This is a genomic window from Paenibacillus pabuli (assembly GCF_039831995.1).
In the GTDB taxonomy this organism is placed as follows: domain Bacteria; phylum Bacillota; class Bacilli; order Paenibacillales; family Paenibacillaceae; genus Paenibacillus; species Paenibacillus pabuli_C.
Genome location: NZ_JBDOIO010000004.1, coordinates 354,625 through 373,013 on the forward strand (window position 1 = coordinate 354,625; position 18,389 = coordinate 373,013).

An 18,389-nucleotide genomic window follows, 5' to 3' on the forward strand; every position below is an offset into this window, starting at 1 on the left:
CCGCGGGGCAAGCCGGCGCTGCTGCACACGCGGGCAGCGCCAAGGCCCTGCCGCCTGCAGAGCCGGCAGGCGCACCCGGCGGCTACGCCGAAGGCTACCGCGACGGCGTATTCGCGGGCGGTGAGGCGCTGGTGGCGCAGCACATCCCGCCGGACCACATTCTGCCTGCCGTAGCGGCGGCAGATCTGATCGCGGCGGGGTTCCGCCAATACACGCCCAGCCTCACCCGTCTGGCCAGCCCCCACGAAGTGGCGGGCCAGATCCGGGGGGCGCTGGATGCGCAGCGCCCCCTGTCGGTCGTTCGCCTCGGAGATGGCGAACTGCTGACGCTGGCAGCCGATACGGTGCTGCCCGGCGAGCAGGTGCAGGAGCTTGCCCCGTTCCTGCCTTACGCAGGGGTGCCACGCTCCGTTCCCGAGATTCGGGCTGCGCTGGCCGAAGCCATACAGGGGGCGGATTGGGTAGGCGTTCCGATCTCGCGGGCACCCACATTTCAAGGCTTGTTGTTCCCGGTTATGCGTCACTTCGGGATTGACTGGTCCCGGTTGAAGCTGACCAGTTCCACAATTAATTACAGTCTGCATCAATCAGGACTGCTGCTGCCTATCCTGCAAGGCCGCCGCGTACTGGTGATCGGCAGTCAGGCGAGTGGGCTCGGTGCACTGCTTCTCAGCCGCGGGATACATGTGACGGGCATTATTGATTCGGTTGCCGGGGTTATGGATGTTCCCAGGGTGGTGCAGGAAACGGCAGCGCATTCCTTCGATATCGCTCTGGTAGCTGCAGGCATTCCGGCGGTGATTCTATGTCGGCGCATTGCCGGCGAACTTGGCAAGGTTGCTCTGGATTTTGGGCATTTGGCTGATAAATTGGTCACAGGAGAGCTTCATCTCTAATGGAGTCTGGCGGGTGGTTCACGTGACGCATCCGGACGAGGGGAAATGGAGGAAGCAACATGAGCAAACCAGGTATCATATCCAAGCATCGGGGTGCTTCCGGCCCCGTTGAAGTTAAACTGCATTCCGCTGGAAAGAGCTCTGTGCGGAAGACGGGACGCAGAGGGAAAGGCAAGCGGGGGGCCAGAGCGGCCAAACTGTACAAACAAGGGTACAGCAGGGGATACGATGAAGGTGTAAGACAGGGACAGAGTTCATTTGGACTGTTATTTGAAGGGGTCAGCATCATTATTCCGACCTATAATCAGCGGGAGTATGTCCTTAAGTGTGTATCCAGTATCGAGAAACATACGCCTGCTCCATATGAAATCATCGTAGTGGATAATGCTTCGAAGGACGGCACGGCAGAAGCGATGCTGCGTAAAGGCGGCATGGTGAGAGTGGCTGCACTGGACGTCAATCGCGGATTCGCCGGAGGTGTCAATCAGGGTCTAATGATGGCAAGAGGCCGTCATATTGTGGTGCTGAATAACGATACGCTGGTCACTCCAGGCTGGCTTGATAACATGATGGCCTGCCTGGACAGTGATCCGGAGATCGGTCTGGTCGGTCCAGTCACCAACTATATAGGAGGCGATCAGCAGATCGATGTTCCGTATTCCGAGGTACAGGATATGTGGTCCTTTGCTGCCAGACACAATCGGCCTGACCCTGGAAAACACCGGGTGACCGAACGGCTCGTCGGATTTTGCTGGCTGTTCTCACGGGAACTGCTGGAGCGGGTGGGATATCTGGATGAAGGATATGCGGTGGGCAACTTTGAAGACGATGACTGGATGATTCGGGTGAAGCTGGCAGGATATAAGCTTGCGGTCGCAGGAGATGCCTTCATTCATCACTTTGGCAGCGTCAGCATGAAGGCGCTGGGTGAACAGGATTTTGCGGCAGTGAACAAGGGGAACGAACAGTTTCATTCCAAGAAGTGGGGAGATCCTCACGCGCTGGTCGCGAAAACATTGCAGCTGGCGCACCATACGGCACAGGCGAATTCATCGGCAGCGCAGGATTCCGCCCATTCGGGCAAAACCGATCCGCGGCAGCAAATGTCCACGAAGGGCAGTCAGGACGGGGGACCGAAACCAAGACGCAGCAGCGACTTTTATCCGGAAGGCTGCTTCGTGTCTGATGCCAAAGGGGATGTATACCGTCTGGCGGGAGGACTGCGGCGCAAACTGAATATTCCTGTACCGCGAGGGATATCTCCTGTTCAGGTAGCCAAACCGGATCTGCTTGGGATCCCTGCCGGAGATGCTGTGGTGTCAGCAGGCGAGATTCGGGGCTGGCCGCTTGAAGTCAGGCATGTGCATGTTCCATCGATTCATGATTCGGCTACCGGTTGGACGGAAGGCTGTATCCTAGCTGCAGCTGATGCGCCAGAGGTCCGGTATCAGATCAGCGAGGGCAGACGAAGAAAGTTCGCAACGGTCTATACAGCAGAACGATGGGGCGTACATTCCGGTCATGTCATGAGCGTGTCTCCGGAACAACTGCATGCGATTCAAGAAGGCTTGCCCATCATCGCCCCGCCTCAGCTCTTAAACGAAGATCTGTAAAGATGAAGCTTGCTGTGAACCGGTTCGGCATGATGCGAGATGTAATGTGCAGCGCACGGCTCCATTTCATTTCGCATCCAGGCTTTCCATGCGTTACATAAAAGGCAATCTATTTTTAGAGAATGATTGAAACGTAAGCGATTTCATTTTACACTATGACCAATTGAATCATCGCAGAGCTAACTTAAGCAGCGATATAGGGATGGTGCATAATGAAGGATGAAGTCATCGTACTGGCCGAACGAATAGCTAGTCATTTTCTGCAGGAAAAGGTCAAAGCAGCACATCAGATCATGGGGAAGGGTTTCGTTAATCAGGTTTGCCTAGTCGAAACAGACCGTCATAACGTTATTGTGCGCATGAACCATAAAGACAATTATCCGATTTTTATGAAGGAAAAATGGTGCATTGAGCAAGCAGCAGCCGTGGGGATTCCTGGTCCAGAGACGTTATCCGTTGGAATTACGGATGAAACAGCTTATATGATTCAAACGGTTGTCCAAGGAGATAACGGACTGGATGCAGCGACAGGCACGATTGAAGTCTGGAGAAAACTCGGCGAGTACGCAAAACGGATTCATTCCATCCCGGTGACTGGTTTTGGAGAACGGATGGACCCTGTCTCGGGTACATTCTATTCCCCACCACATGCGGGATCAGATGGCAGTTGGCAGGGATATGTTCAGTACAATATCAATAGCTTGACGGAGCACGACCCCTTGATTGAGCTTGGCGTATTAACGAAAGCAGAGTCGAGAAGGGTAAGACAATGGTTCGAGCGTCTGAAAATGGAAACATTCCGTTTTGGCCTGTGCCATGGCGATCTCTCATTGAAGAACACGATGGTGGCTCCAACAGGCCAAATTACGTTGCTGGATTGGGGAAATGCAGAAGTCACTGTGGTGCCGTATGGCGATATCATCCATATGATACGATGCCAGATCCACGGAGAAGGGCCAGATCATGTACAACTGGAAGCCTTTATAGAAAGTTACGGGCTGAATGAGCAAGAGCTGGATCAGATGAGACTTGTGATGGTCCTGAAGACCTTTGATAACCTCAGATGGGCGATCGATCAAAGTCCGGATGAGGTTGATGATTACGTTGGAATGGCCCGGAAAGTCTTTGCTTTGGTCCAAGAGGCAAGCGGAGATGGATTGATCTAGTTACCTTTTAAAAAAAAATTAAATTTAATCTTTCTATGTTGCTATAGGTTTATTCTATTAGCAGCTCCATTGACGCTTGAAGATGCGAAGAGTACATTAATAGCCATAATTCTTATTTAACAGGTAGGAATTAAAAGGTCTGAGGCGTGCCTCGGCTTATCCTAGAATTCAATCAGGAGGGTTATCGATGTCTACGTCACCCAAAAAAGTAGTGCTATGGAGCAAAACAGGCTGTCATTTCTGTGGAGAGGTCAAAGCGTTTTTGACGTCCCGGAATCAGCCTTTTGAAAACATTGAAGTGGAAGGCAATGATGTGCTGAGGGATGTGCTTGAAGCAAAATACGGCATACGGCATGTTCCTGTCATTGAGGTTGGAGGGGAAGGCAAGTATGAGGCTTTGCTGGAACCGGATCTGGAGAAGCTTGCTGCGCTTCTGGAGCAGCCGGACGAGGCAGCAGCTGTCTGATTGTCCTTTACACAATCGGATTGAATTCGTCGTTTCCGGCTGTAGAAAGCTGCCGAGGCAGTGGACCGGATCCGGGAACGCACGACTTATTTTCTCTTATTCAGATCTCTGATTTATATATAGAAAAGTTCTATTAGTCCCCCCGTTGACCCTTTCACAGGGCAATGTTAAGATTTGTGAAATCATAAAACTGACCAAACTCATAGGAATAGTTACTTTTGAGTTTCGGAATTGTAAACTTCGTGTCTTGGACCTTGATGTATCATCCTAAATCCAATATGAGGGAAGGCGGAATGTATATGACAGCAAAACGCAGTTTGAAATTTGGAGCCATTGTTCACGGTGTCGGAGGCAGCATGACCACATGGAGACACCCGGAGATTCAACCGGATGCGAGTGTGAATTTTGAGTTCTACAAGCGGCAGACGCTGAAAGCGGAAGAAGGCAAGTTCGATCTCGTTTTTATTGCCGACGGTCTGTACATCACCGAAAAATCCATTCCCCACTTCCTGAATCGGTTTGAACCGATCAGCCTGTTGTCCGCCTTGGCTGCCATTACATCCCGGATCGGCCTGGTGGGAACCCTCTCCACGTCCTATAGCGATCCGTTTACGGTTGCCAGACAGTTTGGTTCGCTTGATCTGATCAGCGACGGCCGCGCAGGCTGGAACGTGGTGACCTCTCCGCTTGAAGGATCAGCCAAAAACTACAGCAGAAGCAACCACCCTACCCATCCGGAACGATATCGCATTGCAACCGAATATTTGCAGGTGACCAAAGGCCTGTGGGATTCGTGGGAAGATGATGCATTTGTCCGAGACAAGGAAAGCGGTGTTTTCTTCGATCCATCCAAACTGCATACACTCAACCACGAAGGGGAGTTCTTCTCCGTACAAGGACCACTGAACATTGCCCGTTCCCGTCAAGGTCAGCCCGTTATCTTCCAGGCAGGCTCTTCCGACGATGGCAAAACCCTTGCAGCGAAAGAAGCCGATGCAGTGTTTACGGGACATGATACGATCGAGGATGCACAAGCCTTTTACAAGGATGTCAAAACGCGTGCCGCTTCCTATGGACGTTCCTCTCAGGATATCGTCATTCTCCCAGGCATTAGCCCAATCGTAGGACGGACCGAAGAAGAAGCCGAGCGTAAATACGAGGAGATTGCCAGTCTCGTTACGATTGATAAAGCGCTGGATTATCTGGGTCGTTTCTTCGAGCACCATGACTTCTCCCAATATCCGCTGGATGAACCGTTCCCTGAACTGAACGGCATTGGCAGCAACAGCTTCCGCAGCGGCACAGATAAAATCAAGAAGGATGCCAAGGAGCAGGGATTGACGCTGCGCGAAGTGGCATTGCGTGCGGCTACGCCGAAGAGCAAATTCCTGGGTACACCGGAACAGGTAGCTGACAAAATCCAGGAGTGGTTTGAAGCAGAGGCCGCCGACGGCTTCATCATTCATTCGGAATTGCCAAGTGGCCTGTCTGATTTCGTAGAACTGGTCGTTCCGATTCTGCAGGAGCGCGGCATTTATCGTACGGAGTATGAGCACGATACACTTCGTGGCAATCTCGGTGTGCAGATTCCAGTGAATCGTTATACGGCAGCCCGGGAGCAAGTGCAGCAGGCATAAGAATCAAGAGCGCTTGGAAACGAACATTACGTAATCACACTAAAATTTGATAGTCGCGCATCTTAAAACCGACTTATCTCATAGGTTATATACAAAATAAAAATGACACCTGTATACACAGAGGGGGAAATGATATGAACAGGTCTATCGCATGGATGAAATTTATGGCATTGGCAGCAGTATTGGTACTGGTATTGTCCGGTTGCGGAGCGGGCGGCAGCTCCAGCGGTGCGGCTCAGGCATCAGGTGGTGGGCAGGCCAATGAAGCGGAGGGCGGGAATCTGACGTTCGCTCTTGCGACTTCACCGGATACGCTGGACCCTCACCGGAGCGGCCTTGCCGTCACGGTACGTGCCATCCGGACCATTTACGACAATCTGGTGGTCCAGCTGCCTGATGGTTCCATTAAACCGTGGCTCGCCACCGAATGGAGCGTATCAGAGGATGGCAAGAGTTACACGTTCAAGCTGCGTGAAGACGTGAAGTTTCACGATGGCACGCCGTTTAACGCTGAAGCCGTAAAGTACAACCTGGATCGTGTCATCGATCCTGCCACCAAAGCTGCCAATTCCCTTGCGTTGATCAGACCCTATCAATCTTCCGAGGTCATTGATGAATACACCATCAAGGTGAATCTGGAATCACCATCACAGGCCTTCCTGGGTAACTTAAGCCAGGCTCTGCTGGGTATCGTGTCACCTACGGCTGCCAAGAAATATGGCGATCAACTGGGCAAAAATCCGGTAGGCACTGGGCCGTATACCTTCGTGAAATGGGATGAAAATGCGGATATCGTTGTCACCAAAAACAAGGATTATAAATGGGCCCCAGAGACAGTCGAAAACAAAGCTGCACCTCATCTGGATACAATCACGTTCAAAATTGTACCAGAGGAAGCGACACGGATCGGAAGCGTACAGAGCGGTCAGGTACTCGCTGCAGAGACCGTCCCACCGCAAAATGTTGCAGCTCTGAAGAATGATCCGAACCAGCAATTGCTGCAGGCCAATACGGTGGGACTGCCATATACACTCTTCTTCAATCTGCGCAAAGCACCTTGGGATGATGTGAAGGTCAGACAGGCGGTACAATCCGCTGTAGACGTGGAATCTATCGTCAAAACGTTGTATCTGGGCAACTACGAACGAGCGTGGTCTGCATTGTCTCCTGGCATTTTGGGTTACGATGCCTCGCTGGAAGGAAGCATCAACCCGGACATCAACAAAGCCAATCAGCTGCTGGATGAGCAGGGCTGGGTCAAGGGTGCGGATGGCTTACGTGAAAAGGATGGTCAGAAACTGACGCTGCGTTATGTTGATGGTTCCCCAAACCGGGAAAAGCGCAATGATATCGCTGCCATCATTCAGCAGCAGCTGAAACAGGTTGGCATCGCGGTTGAAGTTGAAATCACGAAAGACATTGCCACCGTCATTTATCAGAATTGGGACTATGATCTGTATGGCAACAGCCAGGTCAATTCCGATCCGAATGCCCTATACGCCTTCTATCATACGAGCGCAGAAGGGGAGCGTCCGACGTTGTCCGGGTTGTCCGATCCGAAGATCGACGAGCTGCTGGAACAGGGAGCGGTGGAGACGGATCCCGAAAAACGCGTGAAGATCTATAACGAGATTCAGCAATTTCTGATTGATCAGGCGGTCATTCTACCGATCTATGTATTCCCTTATACGGTAGCAGCATCCAAATCCGTTCAGGGAGTCAAGTTTGATTCGCTTGGGTACCCCTTGTTCAACGACGTGCGAATTCAGCCATAACATGAGCAGCCCATCACGCATTCAGGAAGGAGACGACCCGGTATGGTTCAAACGATACTGACTCGGCTTGCAACATCACTATTTGTAATATTCGGAGCTTCGGTGCTGGTGTACTGCATCATGTATCTTCTGCCGGGTGATCCGGTCCTGCTCATGCTGGATCCATCCTCGGCTACACCGGAGATGATCGAGAATTTGCGGGCGCAGCTTGGTCTGGATCAGCCGTTTTACATTCAATTTGCGAACTATTTCGGAGATATGCTGCGCGGCGATTTTGGCAAGTCCATGATTAACTCGGATCCAGTGCTTCCCAAAATTCTGGAACATTTCCCGGCCACCCTGGCACTGACGGCACTGAGTTCCATCATTGCGATTACCATCGGTATCACGCTTGGCGTGCTGTCCGCCATCCACCGAAATGGCGTGATTGATTTTATTGCCCGTCTTGTTGGACTGTTTGGCATCTCCATGCCAACGTTCTGGACCGGCATTCTGTTGATCCTGCTGTTCTCGGTTCAGCTCGGCTGGTTCCCGGCCATGGGCTCGGAGGGCTTTGGTTCATTGGTGCTTCCTGCAGCCACCCTTGGTCTGGTTGGTGCAGGTTTCATCGTACGGATGGTACGTAACAGTATGCTCGAAATCATTAATGAACCGTTTATCGTCGCATTGCGCGCCAAAGGGCTCACGGAGCGAACGATCATGTACGTTCACGCACTCCGCAATGCACTGATTCCGGCTGTAACGGTCATTGGCATGTTGGTTGGGGATCTTCTCGCGGGAACCGTCGTGGTAGAGACCGTCTTCTCCAGACAGGGAATCGGGCGAATTATTGCCGATGCCTTGATGGCGAAAGACCTGCCTGTTGTACAGGGTGTTGTCTTTTTTACGGCGATTATCTATGTTGTGCTGAATTTGCTGGTGGATATATCGTATGCCTACATCGATCCAAGGGTCAGACGTGCAGTCCGCACATGATCTGCGAGGACCGTCTGTACTTGAGGGATGAGGAAGGAGGATTCTTATGAGCATGAAACCATTGGTGGGTGACAAAAAGGCATGGACCGGCAGCAAAGGGCGTTTACGCTTGTGGAATCGCCGCTTGGGAGGTTACCGCTTCTCGTTCGCGGTTTCCCGGTTATTCTTTTATGCAGCGCTGCTGGTCGTGTTATTCACCATTACCTGTGCCATTGTTCCGGGCTGGATTGCTCCTTATGATCCAACTCAGATGATGACGGATGCAATCCTGCAGGCACCTTCTGCTGTGCATTGGTTCGGGACCGATTATTTCGGAAGGGATATTTTCAGCGTCGTCGTGCATGGCAGCAGGGATTCACTGCTGATTGGATTCGCCTCGGTGCTTGTCGGTGGCCTGGTGGGAAGTGCCTTGGGGATTGTCTCCGGGTATGTAGGCGGAATGGTGGATACAGCTATCATGCGTACCGTCGATATTCTGATGGCTGTCCCGGGCGTACTGCTGGCCCTGTCCGTAGCCGCGGCACTGGGTCCCGGACTGCTTAACATTGCACTGGCCGTTGCGGTAGCCTCCATTCCGGGATATGCACGGGTTATGCGCGGGCAGGTGATGTCTGTCAAAAGCCTGCCATTTATCACAGCGACACGATCGCTTGGCGGCTCGAACGGACGTATTTTCTGGCGGCATGTCCTGCCGCATTCCCTGTCTCCTCTGCTTGTGATGGCAACATTGGGGGTGGGTACTTCCATCCTGACGGGTTCCGGTCTCAGTTTTCTTGGACTTGGGGTATTGAAGGAAATTCCGGATTGGGGAGCACTGCTCTCGCAGGGACGCGGTTACCTGACCGTAGCCTGGTGGATCTGTACCTTCCCTGGTCTTGCCATTACTATGTTTGTACTCGCAGTGAATCTGATTGGAGACGATATCCGTGACCGGCTTGATCCAAGAGTAAAAGGAGCGGCTTGACCGCTATTCCAAGGAGGAGATTAATGATGTCTCATGTCGTTATTATTGCCGGAGCACCTTCCAAACGTTCGCGTTTGACCGGCCTAACCGATTATAGCAGCAATAAATTAACCGAAGCAGGTATTACTGTTGAGGTGATACATGTAGCGGATCTGCCAGCTGAAGACCTCGTGCAGGCCCGGTTCGACAGTTCGCATGTGCGAGATGCGCTAGCCGTAGTTGAAGCAGCAGACGCGGTCATTGTGGCTACGCCTGTTTATAAAGCATCTTACTCCGGTGTACTGAAGCTGTTCCTGGATCTGATTCCACAGGAGGGGCTTCGCGGTAAAGTGTCTCTCCCGCTTGTCATTGGTGGCTCCATTGCCCATCTGCTGGCTATCGACTATGCATTGAAGCCTGTAATCACTGCACTTGGAGGAAGACATATTCTGGGCGGTGTTTACGCGATTGATCAAGGGGTAGAGCGTCTGGAAGACGGGAAATATGCGCTCTCGGCGGACATTACAACCCGGTTGGACCGTTCGCTGGATGAATTGATATTGACACTGGAAAAGGATGGTATTACGATTGCTTAAAACCGAGTAAGTTGATTGGTTAAATTGATATAAGGTCAAACGTCTGTGGACGTGGATGCGGAGGCGCTTATGAATATTGAGAACATTGAAGCGTTTGTATATATCAATCATTACGGAAGCTTCAATAAGGCTGCCGAAGTACTCTTTTTGTCCCAACCATCTGTAACGGCTCGTATTCAATCGCTGGAACGTGAGCTCGGCTGCAAGCTGTTTGATCGGCTGGGCAAACAGATTGTGCTCACGGATGAGGGGAGAAAGTTCCTTCCGTACGCCCAGCAGGTGCTGCAGGTCATCCAAAAGGGCAGACAGAAGATTCAGCAGCGCCGGACTACACCGGACGCGCTGCGTCTCGGCAGTACTGTATCGGTATCCAATTATGTCATTCCAGACTTCCTGCCCAAAATCAAGGAAGCCTATCCTGAGGTCAGCATCAAGCTCACCACCGCTACGACAGATCAGTTGATCGCGAAGCTGCTTAATCAGGAGATTGATCTGGCGTTTGTACGCAAGGTCATGCACCCGGCCATTCGTACCATTGCTTTTTATGAGGACCCGATCCAACTGTATGTTTACAAGGGACATCCATTTATTGAACGCGGACACGTCAGCATGGAGGCGATTCGCCATGAGCGGCTGGTCTTCTTCGAATGCGGTTCCCTGGACTGGCTGCGTATTCACCGTGCGTTCGACTCCCTGGACCATCCGCCGGATATTACATACCATGTGGATCATTCGGAAACGGCGAAGAAACTGGTTCTGCAGGGAGCAGGTATTGCCTTTCTGCCAGGACTGACCGTGCAGAAGGAAGTGCAGGACCAGGAACTGTTTCCCATTCAGGTCCATGAAGTTGCTGGTGTATCGTTGCAGATTAGTGTCGTGACGCTAAAAGAAGAACATTCACCGTTTGCAGAGCCCTTTGGGGAGCTGCTGCGGCAGTTATAGAAGCAAGAACGGGCTTGGCAGCCGAATACGGCAGCACAATTGGAGGAGGAGAAACGTATGGGGATTCGTCTTGGCATATTGGATCAGACCCCAATCTATGAAGGGGAGACGCCGGTGGATGCATTCCGGCATACCATTGAGCTGGTGCAGCGTGCAGAGCAGCTTGGATTTCACCGGTTCTGGGTATCGGAGCATCACGATTCAGGGCATGTGGCAGGTTCTTCGCCAGAAGTGCTGATTTCTCATTTGCTGGCACATACAGAGCGGATTCGTTTGGGTTCCGGCGGGGTGATGCTCCAGCATTACAGTCCTTACAAGGTTGCTGAGAATTTTAATGTGCTCGCAGCGCTCGGACCGGGAAGGATCGATCTGGGTATAGGACGTGCGCCAGGAGGACTGCCCCGTTCAACGCAGGCTCTTCAGCAAGGAATCCAGGAGGCAGCCTCACTGAAGGAGAAAATACGGCAAGTGAAGCAGTTTATTCATAATGAACCGCATGCAGATGAATCCCATCCACTTGCCGGCTTAAGTGCTGCACCTGTATCCGAGATACCTGCAGAGCTGTATGTACTCGGAGCAAGTGTCGATAGCGCTGGCATGGCGGCCGAACTCGGACTCCCCTATGTATTTTCCTTGTTTATTAACAGCAATATTGAAGTGGCACAAGAAGCCCTCCGTGTCTATCGCGAGCAGTTCAACCGTTCAGCGGGCCGGGAGCCTTACGCCGTTCTTGCCATATCATTAATTGTGGCAGAGAGTGAGGAGGAGGCTGAAGGGCTGGCGAGTGAGCACATGCTGGTCAAGATCCACCTGGAGAATGGCAAAGTGCTGACGGTTGGTTCGGTGGAGCAGGCAGAAGAATTCGGACGGCAATCGAACGAGAAATATCGCATTGAGGTTCTGGAGCCAAGTGTAACTCGCGGAACGAAGGAAACGGTAGGTCAGGCTCTGCAGAAATTTCAGGATGATTTTGCCATGGATGAACTGATTGTCACGACAGCCACGCGTGATTTCGCGAAACGCATTCGCTCTTTTGAATTGCTGCGCGAGGCACTGGATGAACAGGGACTGGGTGAATTCTGGAGTGAATCCGAACCTGCGAAAGCCGCTATTGGTTAGAAGAGGATTCAGACCTGCATGTTTTCTGTACATGAATGACGATGAAGGAGGCAACGTTGTGAAGAGTGAGCTGGAACAGACCAAGCCGCAGGCAGAGCAAGAAGAAGAGAGACGCACGCAGATCATCCCTATTGTAACGGATGAAGCATTTGCAGAGCGGTTAATTGCGATTCGGCGACATCTGCACCGCCATCCGGAATTGTCAGGCGAGGAAAGGGAAACAACGGCTGCTATTCGTGGTTGGCTGGAGGAGGAAGGGGTACGTATTGCAGACGAATATTCACTTCGTACGGGCCTTATTGCCGAGATTGGTCAGGGCGACGGCCCAGTTGTCGCCCTAAGAGCAGACATTGATGCTCTGCCCATTCAGGAAGAGACGAAGCTGGAATTCGCCTCACAGGTTGCAGGCAAAATGCATGCTTGCGGGCATGATGCACATACGGCGATATTGATTGGTGCTGCACGATTGTTGAAACAGCGGGAGTCCGGGCTGCCGGGCAAAGTAAGGCTGCTGTTCCAGCCTTCGGAGGAAAAAGCCACAGGCGCGCGGCAGGTTATTCAGAGCGGAGCGCTGTCTGACGTCCGTGCCGTGTTTGGTCTGCATAACAAACCGGATCTTCAGGTCGGCACAGTCGGTATCCGGGAAGGAGCACTTCTGGCAGCGGCAGATGGTTTTGTAGTAAACGTCGAAGGGGTGGGCACACATGCTGCGGTACCGGAAGCGGGAATCGATCCGATTGTTGTTGCCTCGCATATTGTAACGGCTTTGCAGGCGATTGTGAGCCGCAATGTAGGTGCACAGGAGAGCGCCGTGATCAGCGTGACTAAGATACACAGCGGTACAGCCTGGAATGTCATTCCGGATCAGGCCATATTGGATGGCACGGTGCGAACCTTTGACGAGAAAGTCCGTGCACGTATTCGTGAACGATTTAACCAGGTCGTGGCTGGTGTAGCGGCAGCATACGGTACACGTGCGACGGTGCGCTGGATTCAGGGACCGCCTGCGGTGGTTAACGATGCTTCGCTGGCCTCCGCGGCAGAACAGGTGGCGGTTGAAGTGGGATTGAACAGTGTCCGACCGCTGCCTTCCCCGGCAGGTGAGGATTTTTCCTTTTATCAGAAGGAGGTTCCGGGCCTCTTCCTCTTCCTGGGTACATCCGGACCGCATGAGTGGCATCATCCTGCTTTTGATCTTGATGAACGGGCGCTGCCGCTGGGAGCGCATCTGCTCGCTGCTTTGGCGGAGCAAGCGCTGCACAACCTGCAGCTGCAGCGTGATTGATGTGATGGCGTAAAAACCAAATAGTATGCTTTCAAAAAGACGGTTACCCTCCTGGGGTGACCGTTTTTTGTCTAGTAGGCAGAGAATGAATGCAAAATAAATAGATGGATTCAAAACAAAGAAGCATCAACATCTCCAGTACATTAAGACATCTGCACTCTGGTACAGGAGGGAGATGAAGTTCTCTTGAAATGGAAAAATATTGTTGACGACCTCAATTTTGTATGCTATATTTTTCTCGATTATTAATCGTAAAAATTACTATTAACAGAAGCGGGCCGTGCACAGGTGAAACTCATCCGAATCTGAATGAACAGGAATAGAGGTAGCTGGGATGAAACAGGAGATCGAATTTATCAAGTTTAATCCAACACAGAACATGACGGTTTTGGTGAAAACAAGTCATCCAGCAGAGGAGTACCAACATATCGCTTCAACCATCATGTCCTACGATCATGTATATGCGGAGCAGGTCGGATTTATTGTGCCATCGCTTCAGCGCGGAGCTGCAGCACGGTTGCATATGGCCGGAGGAGAGTTTTGTGGTAATGCCTGTATGGCTCTGGCAGCCTACCTTGCATCTGAACAGGAGATGGATTCTCAAGATTACACTGAATTGCTGCTTGAGGTCTCGGGTACAGATCAGTTGATCACCTGCCAAGTGAGGAAGGAGCTGAATGAATACTTTTGTCAGGTGACCATGCCGATTCCCAGACAGATTGGACGGCAGACCATAACGTACGAAGGCATCGATCTGGATATGATTATTGTCCGGTATGAGGAGTTCATTCATATCGTGGTGGAGGTGGACGGGTTCGATGATGGGATCCGAAAAAGAGCACAAAACCTCGCGCGTCTGCTTGGACTAACCCTGGGAGACAAACTGATTGGCATTTTGTTGTTCAATCCACGTTCCAAAGAGTTGGCTCCGCTGATTTATGTTCCGGGACTGGATAGCCTGATATGGGAACGGGGATGCGGTTCAGGCACGGCTTCGCTGGGCGCCTATCTGGCCTGGAAGACAGGAAGAGAAATTGCTGCCCGAATTAAACAGCCCGGAGGTTCGATCAAAGTTGTAGCCCAGATCGATGAACATGGGCTGGGGAGCATTCACATTGAAGGTTCTGTCGGCATTGTGGCACAGGGGAAAGCATTTATTGATGCACAACAGTTGGACATGAATAAGGGGGAAGCACATGAATACGGTCGTGGATTTTACCAGACAGTTGAATGATTTTCTGAGTAGCTTTGAACAACTTGCCCGGAAATACGATCATTCCGTTCATCATGCGGAACAGATGGAGCTTGCCATCAATGCCTATTCCCACTGGATCACCGATAAGCATCACGAGTCATTCTGGGCAGAGAAGGAACTTGAGGGAAGCGCCGATTTTGAACAGCTTGTACTGGATTTAAGGTGTCAATCTTCCCGCTGTGTAGCGATCATGGAGAAATATCGGGCATTGAAGCTGCAGCACGGAGATGGGGAGATCGCGGATTATTTCAGAAATATTGAGGAATGCATTGAGAAGGAATTCGGCAGCTTTCATGTCACTTCAGAGTCCAAGGTGCTTCTGATCGGCTCGGGTGCATTTCCAATGACTCCCCTGCTTATCGCCAGAAGGACGGGGGCACAGGTGGTAGGCATTGATATTGATGAAGAGGCAATCGGATTAGGTCAGACTGTGGTGAATACATTGGGGGCTGGTCTCCGCATCCATTTGCAGAAGGCGGCTGTTCAGGAACTCGATTTTACGAAAGAAGCCACGCATATCATTTTCAGTTCCACGGTCGCTATAAAGTATGACATCCTGGATCAGCTTCATTCACTCACGAATGAAGACGTTGTTGTCGCAATGCGATATGGCAATGGATTGAAGTCCTTGTTCAATTACCCTCAGCAGGAGACAGACCCGCTAAAATGGCGACTCGTTGACAATATTTTGCGACCGCACGATGTGTTTGACATTGCACTGTATCAGAAACCTTCGTATGTCGGATAAGGAGAAGGAGGCACATATGATTGGTTTTGAACGAGTCTTAATCATGGGAACAGGGCCTGCATCCGTTCAACTAGCTGTATTATTCAAGAAACAACGAGGCTCAACCATTGGCTTGGCAGGAAGGGAATCGCTTCGATCCAATGAATTCTTCGGCTCCTTGAAACGTCATGACCAGCACATTCAGGTAAGCGTTCAGAATGAGAAGCATCGGAGTGTGGCAGGCGAGTGTAGAGTGGATCGGATTTTTACCGGGTACAGTCGGATTGATGGCAGCTGGGATACGCTGATTCTTGCTGTGACGACGGATGCTTATGTTCAGGTATTAAGTCAGGTGAATCCGGATGTCCTGAAGCAAGTGCAGTGCATCGTGCTGATCTCTCCCACATTTGGATCGAATCGCCTGGTTCATCAGTATGTAAATGAGTTAGGGTACAATCCCGAAGTGATCAGTTTCTCCACCTATTGTGGGGATACGCGATGGGCGGATCGTCAGCCCTCGAATCATGTCGTGACAACCGGCGTGAAGAAAAAACTATATATCGGTTCCACGCAAACCCCTTCAGAACGAATGAACGAATTATGCAAAATGGTTGAGCAGCTCGGTGTGGTGATGGAAGTGATGGCCTCCCCGTTGGAAGCGGAGACACGAAACATCTCGCTGTATGTGCATCCGGCATTGTTCATGAATGACTTTTCTTTGAACGCGATTTTTGGTAACGCTGATGTCCAGACGTATGTTTACAAGATCTACCCGGAAGGGCCTATCAACCAAGATCTCATTCGGAATATGCTCGCAGGATGGAAAGAAATCATGAGGATTACAGACCGGTTGAACATCCGCCCACTTAATCTGCTTCAATTCATGACAGACGATAATTATCCGGTTCATTTGCAGAGTTTATCTCGCCGTGATATCGAAGAATTCACAGGGTTGCAGGACATACATCAGGAGTATTTGCTGTACATACGGTATACCTCGTTACTGATTGATCCTTTCTCGCAGCCGGACGAACAAGGGAGATATTTTGACTTTTCAGCCGTACCATTTCGGAAGATGTTCATCAATCGGGAAGGACAGCTTGAGATCCCAAGGATGCCCCAGGAAGATTATTACCGCATCAAAATCATTCAGGGCATTGCAAGGCATCTCCGGGTGGACTGCCCCACTATAGACAAATTCATCGCTACCTATGAGAACAAACTACATCAAGTGGTACAGGAACAGAGAGAACTGCCGTTATCCAGCGCATTTCAGATCCAGACGTTTGCTGGTGATCTGAACATGATCTGTGAAGGACTTGAAAACTATCATCAGGAGGACATGTTGTGAAAAAGGGAAGATCCAGTATGGGCTTAAGTATTGTATTCGCGCTGGTTTTGGTCGTATTGGCCGGTTGCGGCGAGAAGGGAACTGCACAGACGGGGGCAGCAGATGGGGAGAAGAAGACGGATCTGATCTATGCCTCCGCCAAGGATATTAATGATATGAATCCCCATTTGTATACAGGTTCCATGCCTGCTCAAGGGATGGTATATGAGTCATTGGTAGAGAACACGGCCGATGGCATTCAGCCCTTGCTTGCGGAATCATGGGATATTTCCGAGGACGGTAAGGTGTATACCTTTCATTTGCGAAAAGACGTGAAATTTCAGGACGGAGAACCTTTCAACGCCGAGGCGGTCAAGGCGAACTTTGATGCGGTTCAGGCCAATAGTGAGAAACATGCGTGGATTAAGCTGTCCACCAAAATTGTGAGTACAAATGTCATTGATGAACATACCGTTGAATTGGTGCTGTCTAGTACCTATTATCCGACATTGGTGGAATTGTCCATGACCAGACCCTATGTGTTCATTTCCCCGAAAGACATGATCAATGGCGGGACCAAAGATGGTGTGAATGGTTACCATGGAACAGGGCCATACCTGCTTACAGAGCACAATGTGGATGAAAACGCGACGTTTGTTGCAAATGAAAACTATTGGGGAGGCAAACCCGAAATTCAAAAAATCGTAGCCAAAGTTCTCCCGGCAGGAGAGACAACGTTTCTGGCCTTGCAAAAGGGTGAAATTGACTTCGTGTTCACGGATGACCGGGGTGCCGACAGTATTGATGTCCATGCCATGAATCAACTGGCGGAATCAGGAGAGTATCAGGTCGTACGAAGTGAGCCGATGAACACGAGCATCATTGCGGCCAATAGCAGCAAAAAGGATAACCCGGTCAGTGAAACAGCCGTTCGGGAAGCCATCTGGCATGCCATCGATCGGGATACGATCAGCAACGACATTTTTGAGGGGACACAGACACCTGCCCAGACCCTATTCTCTTCCAATGTGAATTACGCCGACGTGGAATTGAAGACACGACTTTATGATGTAAGTGCTGCAGAGAAGCTGCTGGACGAAGCGGGCTGGACTTTAGCTAGTGGTGCTGCTGTACGAACCAAAGAAGGGCAAGAGCTGAAGATGGATTTATATTATGACAGCAATTCCTCTACGCAGAAAACACAGGCTGAATACATTCAAAATGAATTGAAAAACATCGGTATCCAGCTATCCATTATCGGGGAAGAATCTTCTTCCATCGCAAACAGAAGATCTACGGGAGAGTACGATCTGCTGTTCAATCAAACCTGGGGACTGGCTTATGATCCTCAGAGCACCATTTCCGCATTTGCCTCAAGCTCAGCCTATCTGCATACGACAAGCGGAATGCCTGACGCCGAGGAAATGTACGCCAAGATTGAAGACGTGATGGTATCCACCGATGAGAATACAAGGAAATCACTATACGCCGACATCATGACCATGGTTCACGAGGAAGCCGTGTTTATCCCTATTACGAACGGAAGCATGACCATCGTTGCACCAAAGAACCTGGATGGCATTGCATTTAAGCAGACCCAATTTGAGCTGCCATTCGAGCGAATGAAATTTCAATAGGGCACATTGGATTTCGTGTTGAAAAGG

General features: G+C 50.9%; 16 protein-coding genes. All 16 read left to right on the forward strand.

Annotation, left to right across the window (positions count from 1 at the left end):
- Positions 1-248: 248 nt before the first annotated feature.
- Positions 249-896, forward strand: a complete 648-nt coding sequence (locus ABGV42_RS21175; protein WP_347383551.1) for a GT-D fold domain-containing glycosyltransferase — start codon at positions 249-251, stop codon at positions 894-896.
- A 59-nt stretch (positions 897-955) separates the two neighbouring features.
- Positions 956-2,509 carry a glycosyltransferase family 2 protein gene (locus tag ABGV42_RS21180; RefSeq protein ID WP_347383552.1) on the forward strand — a complete coding sequence of 518 codons (1,554 nt, stop codon included), beginning with the start codon at positions 956-958 and terminating at the stop codon, positions 2,507-2,509.
- Between the two features lie 212 nt (positions 2,510-2,721).
- Positions 2,722-3,675, forward strand: coding sequence for a phosphotransferase family protein (locus ABGV42_RS21185; protein WP_347383553.1), 954 nt, complete (start codon positions 2,722-2,724; stop codon positions 3,673-3,675).
- Positions 3,676-3,862: 187 nt separating this feature from the next.
- Positions 3,863-4,141, forward strand: a complete 279-nt coding sequence (locus tag ABGV42_RS21190; RefSeq protein ID WP_347383554.1) for a glutaredoxin family protein — start codon at positions 3,863-3,865, stop codon at positions 4,139-4,141.
- A gap of 299 nt (positions 4,142-4,440) precedes the next feature.
- Entirely contained in the window at positions 4,441-5,778 is a 1,338-nt protein-coding gene (locus tag ABGV42_RS21195; protein ID WP_347383555.1) for an LLM class flavin-dependent oxidoreductase, read from the forward strand.
- A gap of 134 nt (positions 5,779-5,912) precedes the next feature.
- Positions 5,913-7,553, forward strand: coding sequence for an ABC transporter substrate-binding protein (locus ABGV42_RS21200; protein WP_347383556.1), 1,641 nt, complete (start codon positions 5,913-5,915; stop codon positions 7,551-7,553).
- Positions 7,554-7,595: 42 nt separating this feature from the next.
- Positions 7,596-8,528 carry an ABC transporter permease gene (locus ABGV42_RS21205; RefSeq protein WP_347383557.1) on the forward strand — a complete coding sequence of 311 codons (933 nt, stop codon included), beginning with the start codon at positions 7,596-7,598 and terminating at the stop codon, positions 8,526-8,528.
- 46 nt (positions 8,529-8,574) lie between these two features.
- Complete coding sequence (locus ABGV42_RS21210; RefSeq protein WP_347383558.1) at positions 8,575-9,492, forward strand: ABC transporter permease; 918 nt, start codon at positions 8,575-8,577, stop codon at positions 9,490-9,492.
- Positions 9,493-9,518: 26 nt separating this feature from the next.
- On the forward strand, positions 9,519-10,067 hold the full coding sequence (gene ssuE, locus ABGV42_RS21215; RefSeq protein WP_347384450.1) for an NADPH-dependent FMN reductase: 549 nt from the start codon (positions 9,519-9,521) through the stop codon (positions 10,065-10,067).
- A gap of 69 nt (positions 10,068-10,136) precedes the next feature.
- Positions 10,137-11,009, forward strand: coding sequence for a LysR family transcriptional regulator (locus ABGV42_RS21220; protein ID WP_347383559.1), 873 nt, complete (start codon positions 10,137-10,139; stop codon positions 11,007-11,009).
- 57 nt (positions 11,010-11,066) lie between these two features.
- The gene (locus ABGV42_RS21225) at positions 11,067-12,128 is read left to right on the forward strand and encodes an LLM class flavin-dependent oxidoreductase (RefSeq protein WP_347383560.1); all 1,062 of its coding nucleotides are present in this window, start codon (positions 11,067-11,069) and stop codon (positions 12,126-12,128) included.
- Between the two features lie 58 nt (positions 12,129-12,186).
- Positions 12,187-13,413 (forward strand): amidohydrolase, encoded by a 1,227-nt coding sequence (locus ABGV42_RS21230; RefSeq protein WP_431523665.1) that lies wholly within the window; start codon positions 12,187-12,189, stop codon positions 13,411-13,413.
- Between the two features lie 334 nt (positions 13,414-13,747).
- Positions 13,748-14,647: a diaminopimelate epimerase gene (locus ABGV42_RS21235; protein WP_347383561.1), complete on the forward strand. Its 900-nt coding sequence runs from the start codon at positions 13,748-13,750 to the stop codon at positions 14,645-14,647.
- The gene (locus ABGV42_RS21240; protein ID WP_347383562.1) at positions 14,610-15,416 is read left to right on the forward strand and encodes a nicotianamine synthase family protein; all 807 of its coding nucleotides are present in this window, start codon (positions 14,610-14,612) and stop codon (positions 15,414-15,416) included. The genes ABGV42_RS21235 and ABGV42_RS21240 overlap by 38 nt, the downstream gene beginning before the upstream one ends.
- Before the next feature lie 16 nt (positions 15,417-15,432).
- Positions 15,433-16,746: an opine metallophore biosynthesis dehydrogenase gene (locus ABGV42_RS21245; protein WP_347383563.1), complete on the forward strand. Its 1,314-nt coding sequence runs from the start codon at positions 15,433-15,435 to the stop codon at positions 16,744-16,746.
- A 17-nt stretch (positions 16,747-16,763) separates the two neighbouring features.
- Positions 16,764-18,362, forward strand: a complete 1,599-nt coding sequence (gene cntA / locus ABGV42_RS21250; RefSeq protein WP_347384452.1) for a staphylopine-dependent metal ABC transporter substrate-binding lipoprotein — start codon at positions 16,764-16,766, stop codon at positions 18,360-18,362.
- Positions 18,363-18,389: the final 27 nt, after the last annotated feature.

Excerpts from the sequence above, each read along its gene's own strand:
- ssuE (WP_347384450.1), top strand. The coding sequence starts at position 9,519 with ATGTCTCATGTCGTTATTATTGCCGGAGCACCTTCCAAACGTTCGCGT.
- cntA (WP_347384452.1), top strand. The coding sequence starts at position 16,764 with ATGGGCTTAAGTATTGTATTCGCGCTGGTTTTGGTCGTATTGGCCGGT.
- ABGV42_RS21245 (WP_347383563.1), top strand. The coding sequence starts at position 15,433 with ATGATTGGTTTTGAACGAGTCTTAATCATGGGAACAGGGCCTGCATCC.
- ABGV42_RS21195 (WP_347383555.1), top strand. The coding sequence starts at position 4,441 with ATGACAGCAAAACGCAGTTTGAAATTTGGAGCCATTGTTCACGGTGTC.
- ABGV42_RS21200 (WP_347383556.1), top strand. The coding sequence starts at position 5,913 with ATGAACAGGTCTATCGCATGGATGAAATTTATGGCATTGGCAGCAGTA.
- ABGV42_RS21235 (WP_347383561.1), top strand. The coding sequence starts at position 13,748 with ATGAAACAGGAGATCGAATTTATCAAGTTTAATCCAACACAGAACATG.
- ABGV42_RS21210 (WP_347383558.1), top strand. The coding sequence starts at position 8,575 with ATGAGCATGAAACCATTGGTGGGTGACAAAAAGGCATGGACCGGCAGC.
- ABGV42_RS21240 (WP_347383562.1), top strand. The coding sequence starts at position 14,610 with ATGAATACGGTCGTGGATTTTACCAGACAGTTGAATGATTTTCTGAGT.
- ABGV42_RS21220 (WP_347383559.1), top strand. The coding sequence starts at position 10,137 with ATGAATATTGAGAACATTGAAGCGTTTGTATATATCAATCATTACGGA.
- ABGV42_RS21180 (WP_347383552.1), top strand. The coding sequence starts at position 956 with ATGAGCAAACCAGGTATCATATCCAAGCATCGGGGTGCTTCCGGCCCC.
- ABGV42_RS21185 (WP_347383553.1), top strand. The coding sequence starts at position 2,722 with ATGAAGGATGAAGTCATCGTACTGGCCGAACGAATAGCTAGTCATTTT.
- ABGV42_RS21225 (WP_347383560.1), top strand. The coding sequence starts at position 11,067 with ATGGGGATTCGTCTTGGCATATTGGATCAGACCCCAATCTATGAAGGG.
- ABGV42_RS21190 (WP_347383554.1), top strand. The coding sequence starts at position 3,863 with ATGTCTACGTCACCCAAAAAAGTAGTGCTATGGAGCAAAACAGGCTGT.
- ABGV42_RS21205 (WP_347383557.1), top strand. The coding sequence starts at position 7,596 with ATGGTTCAAACGATACTGACTCGGCTTGCAACATCACTATTTGTAATA.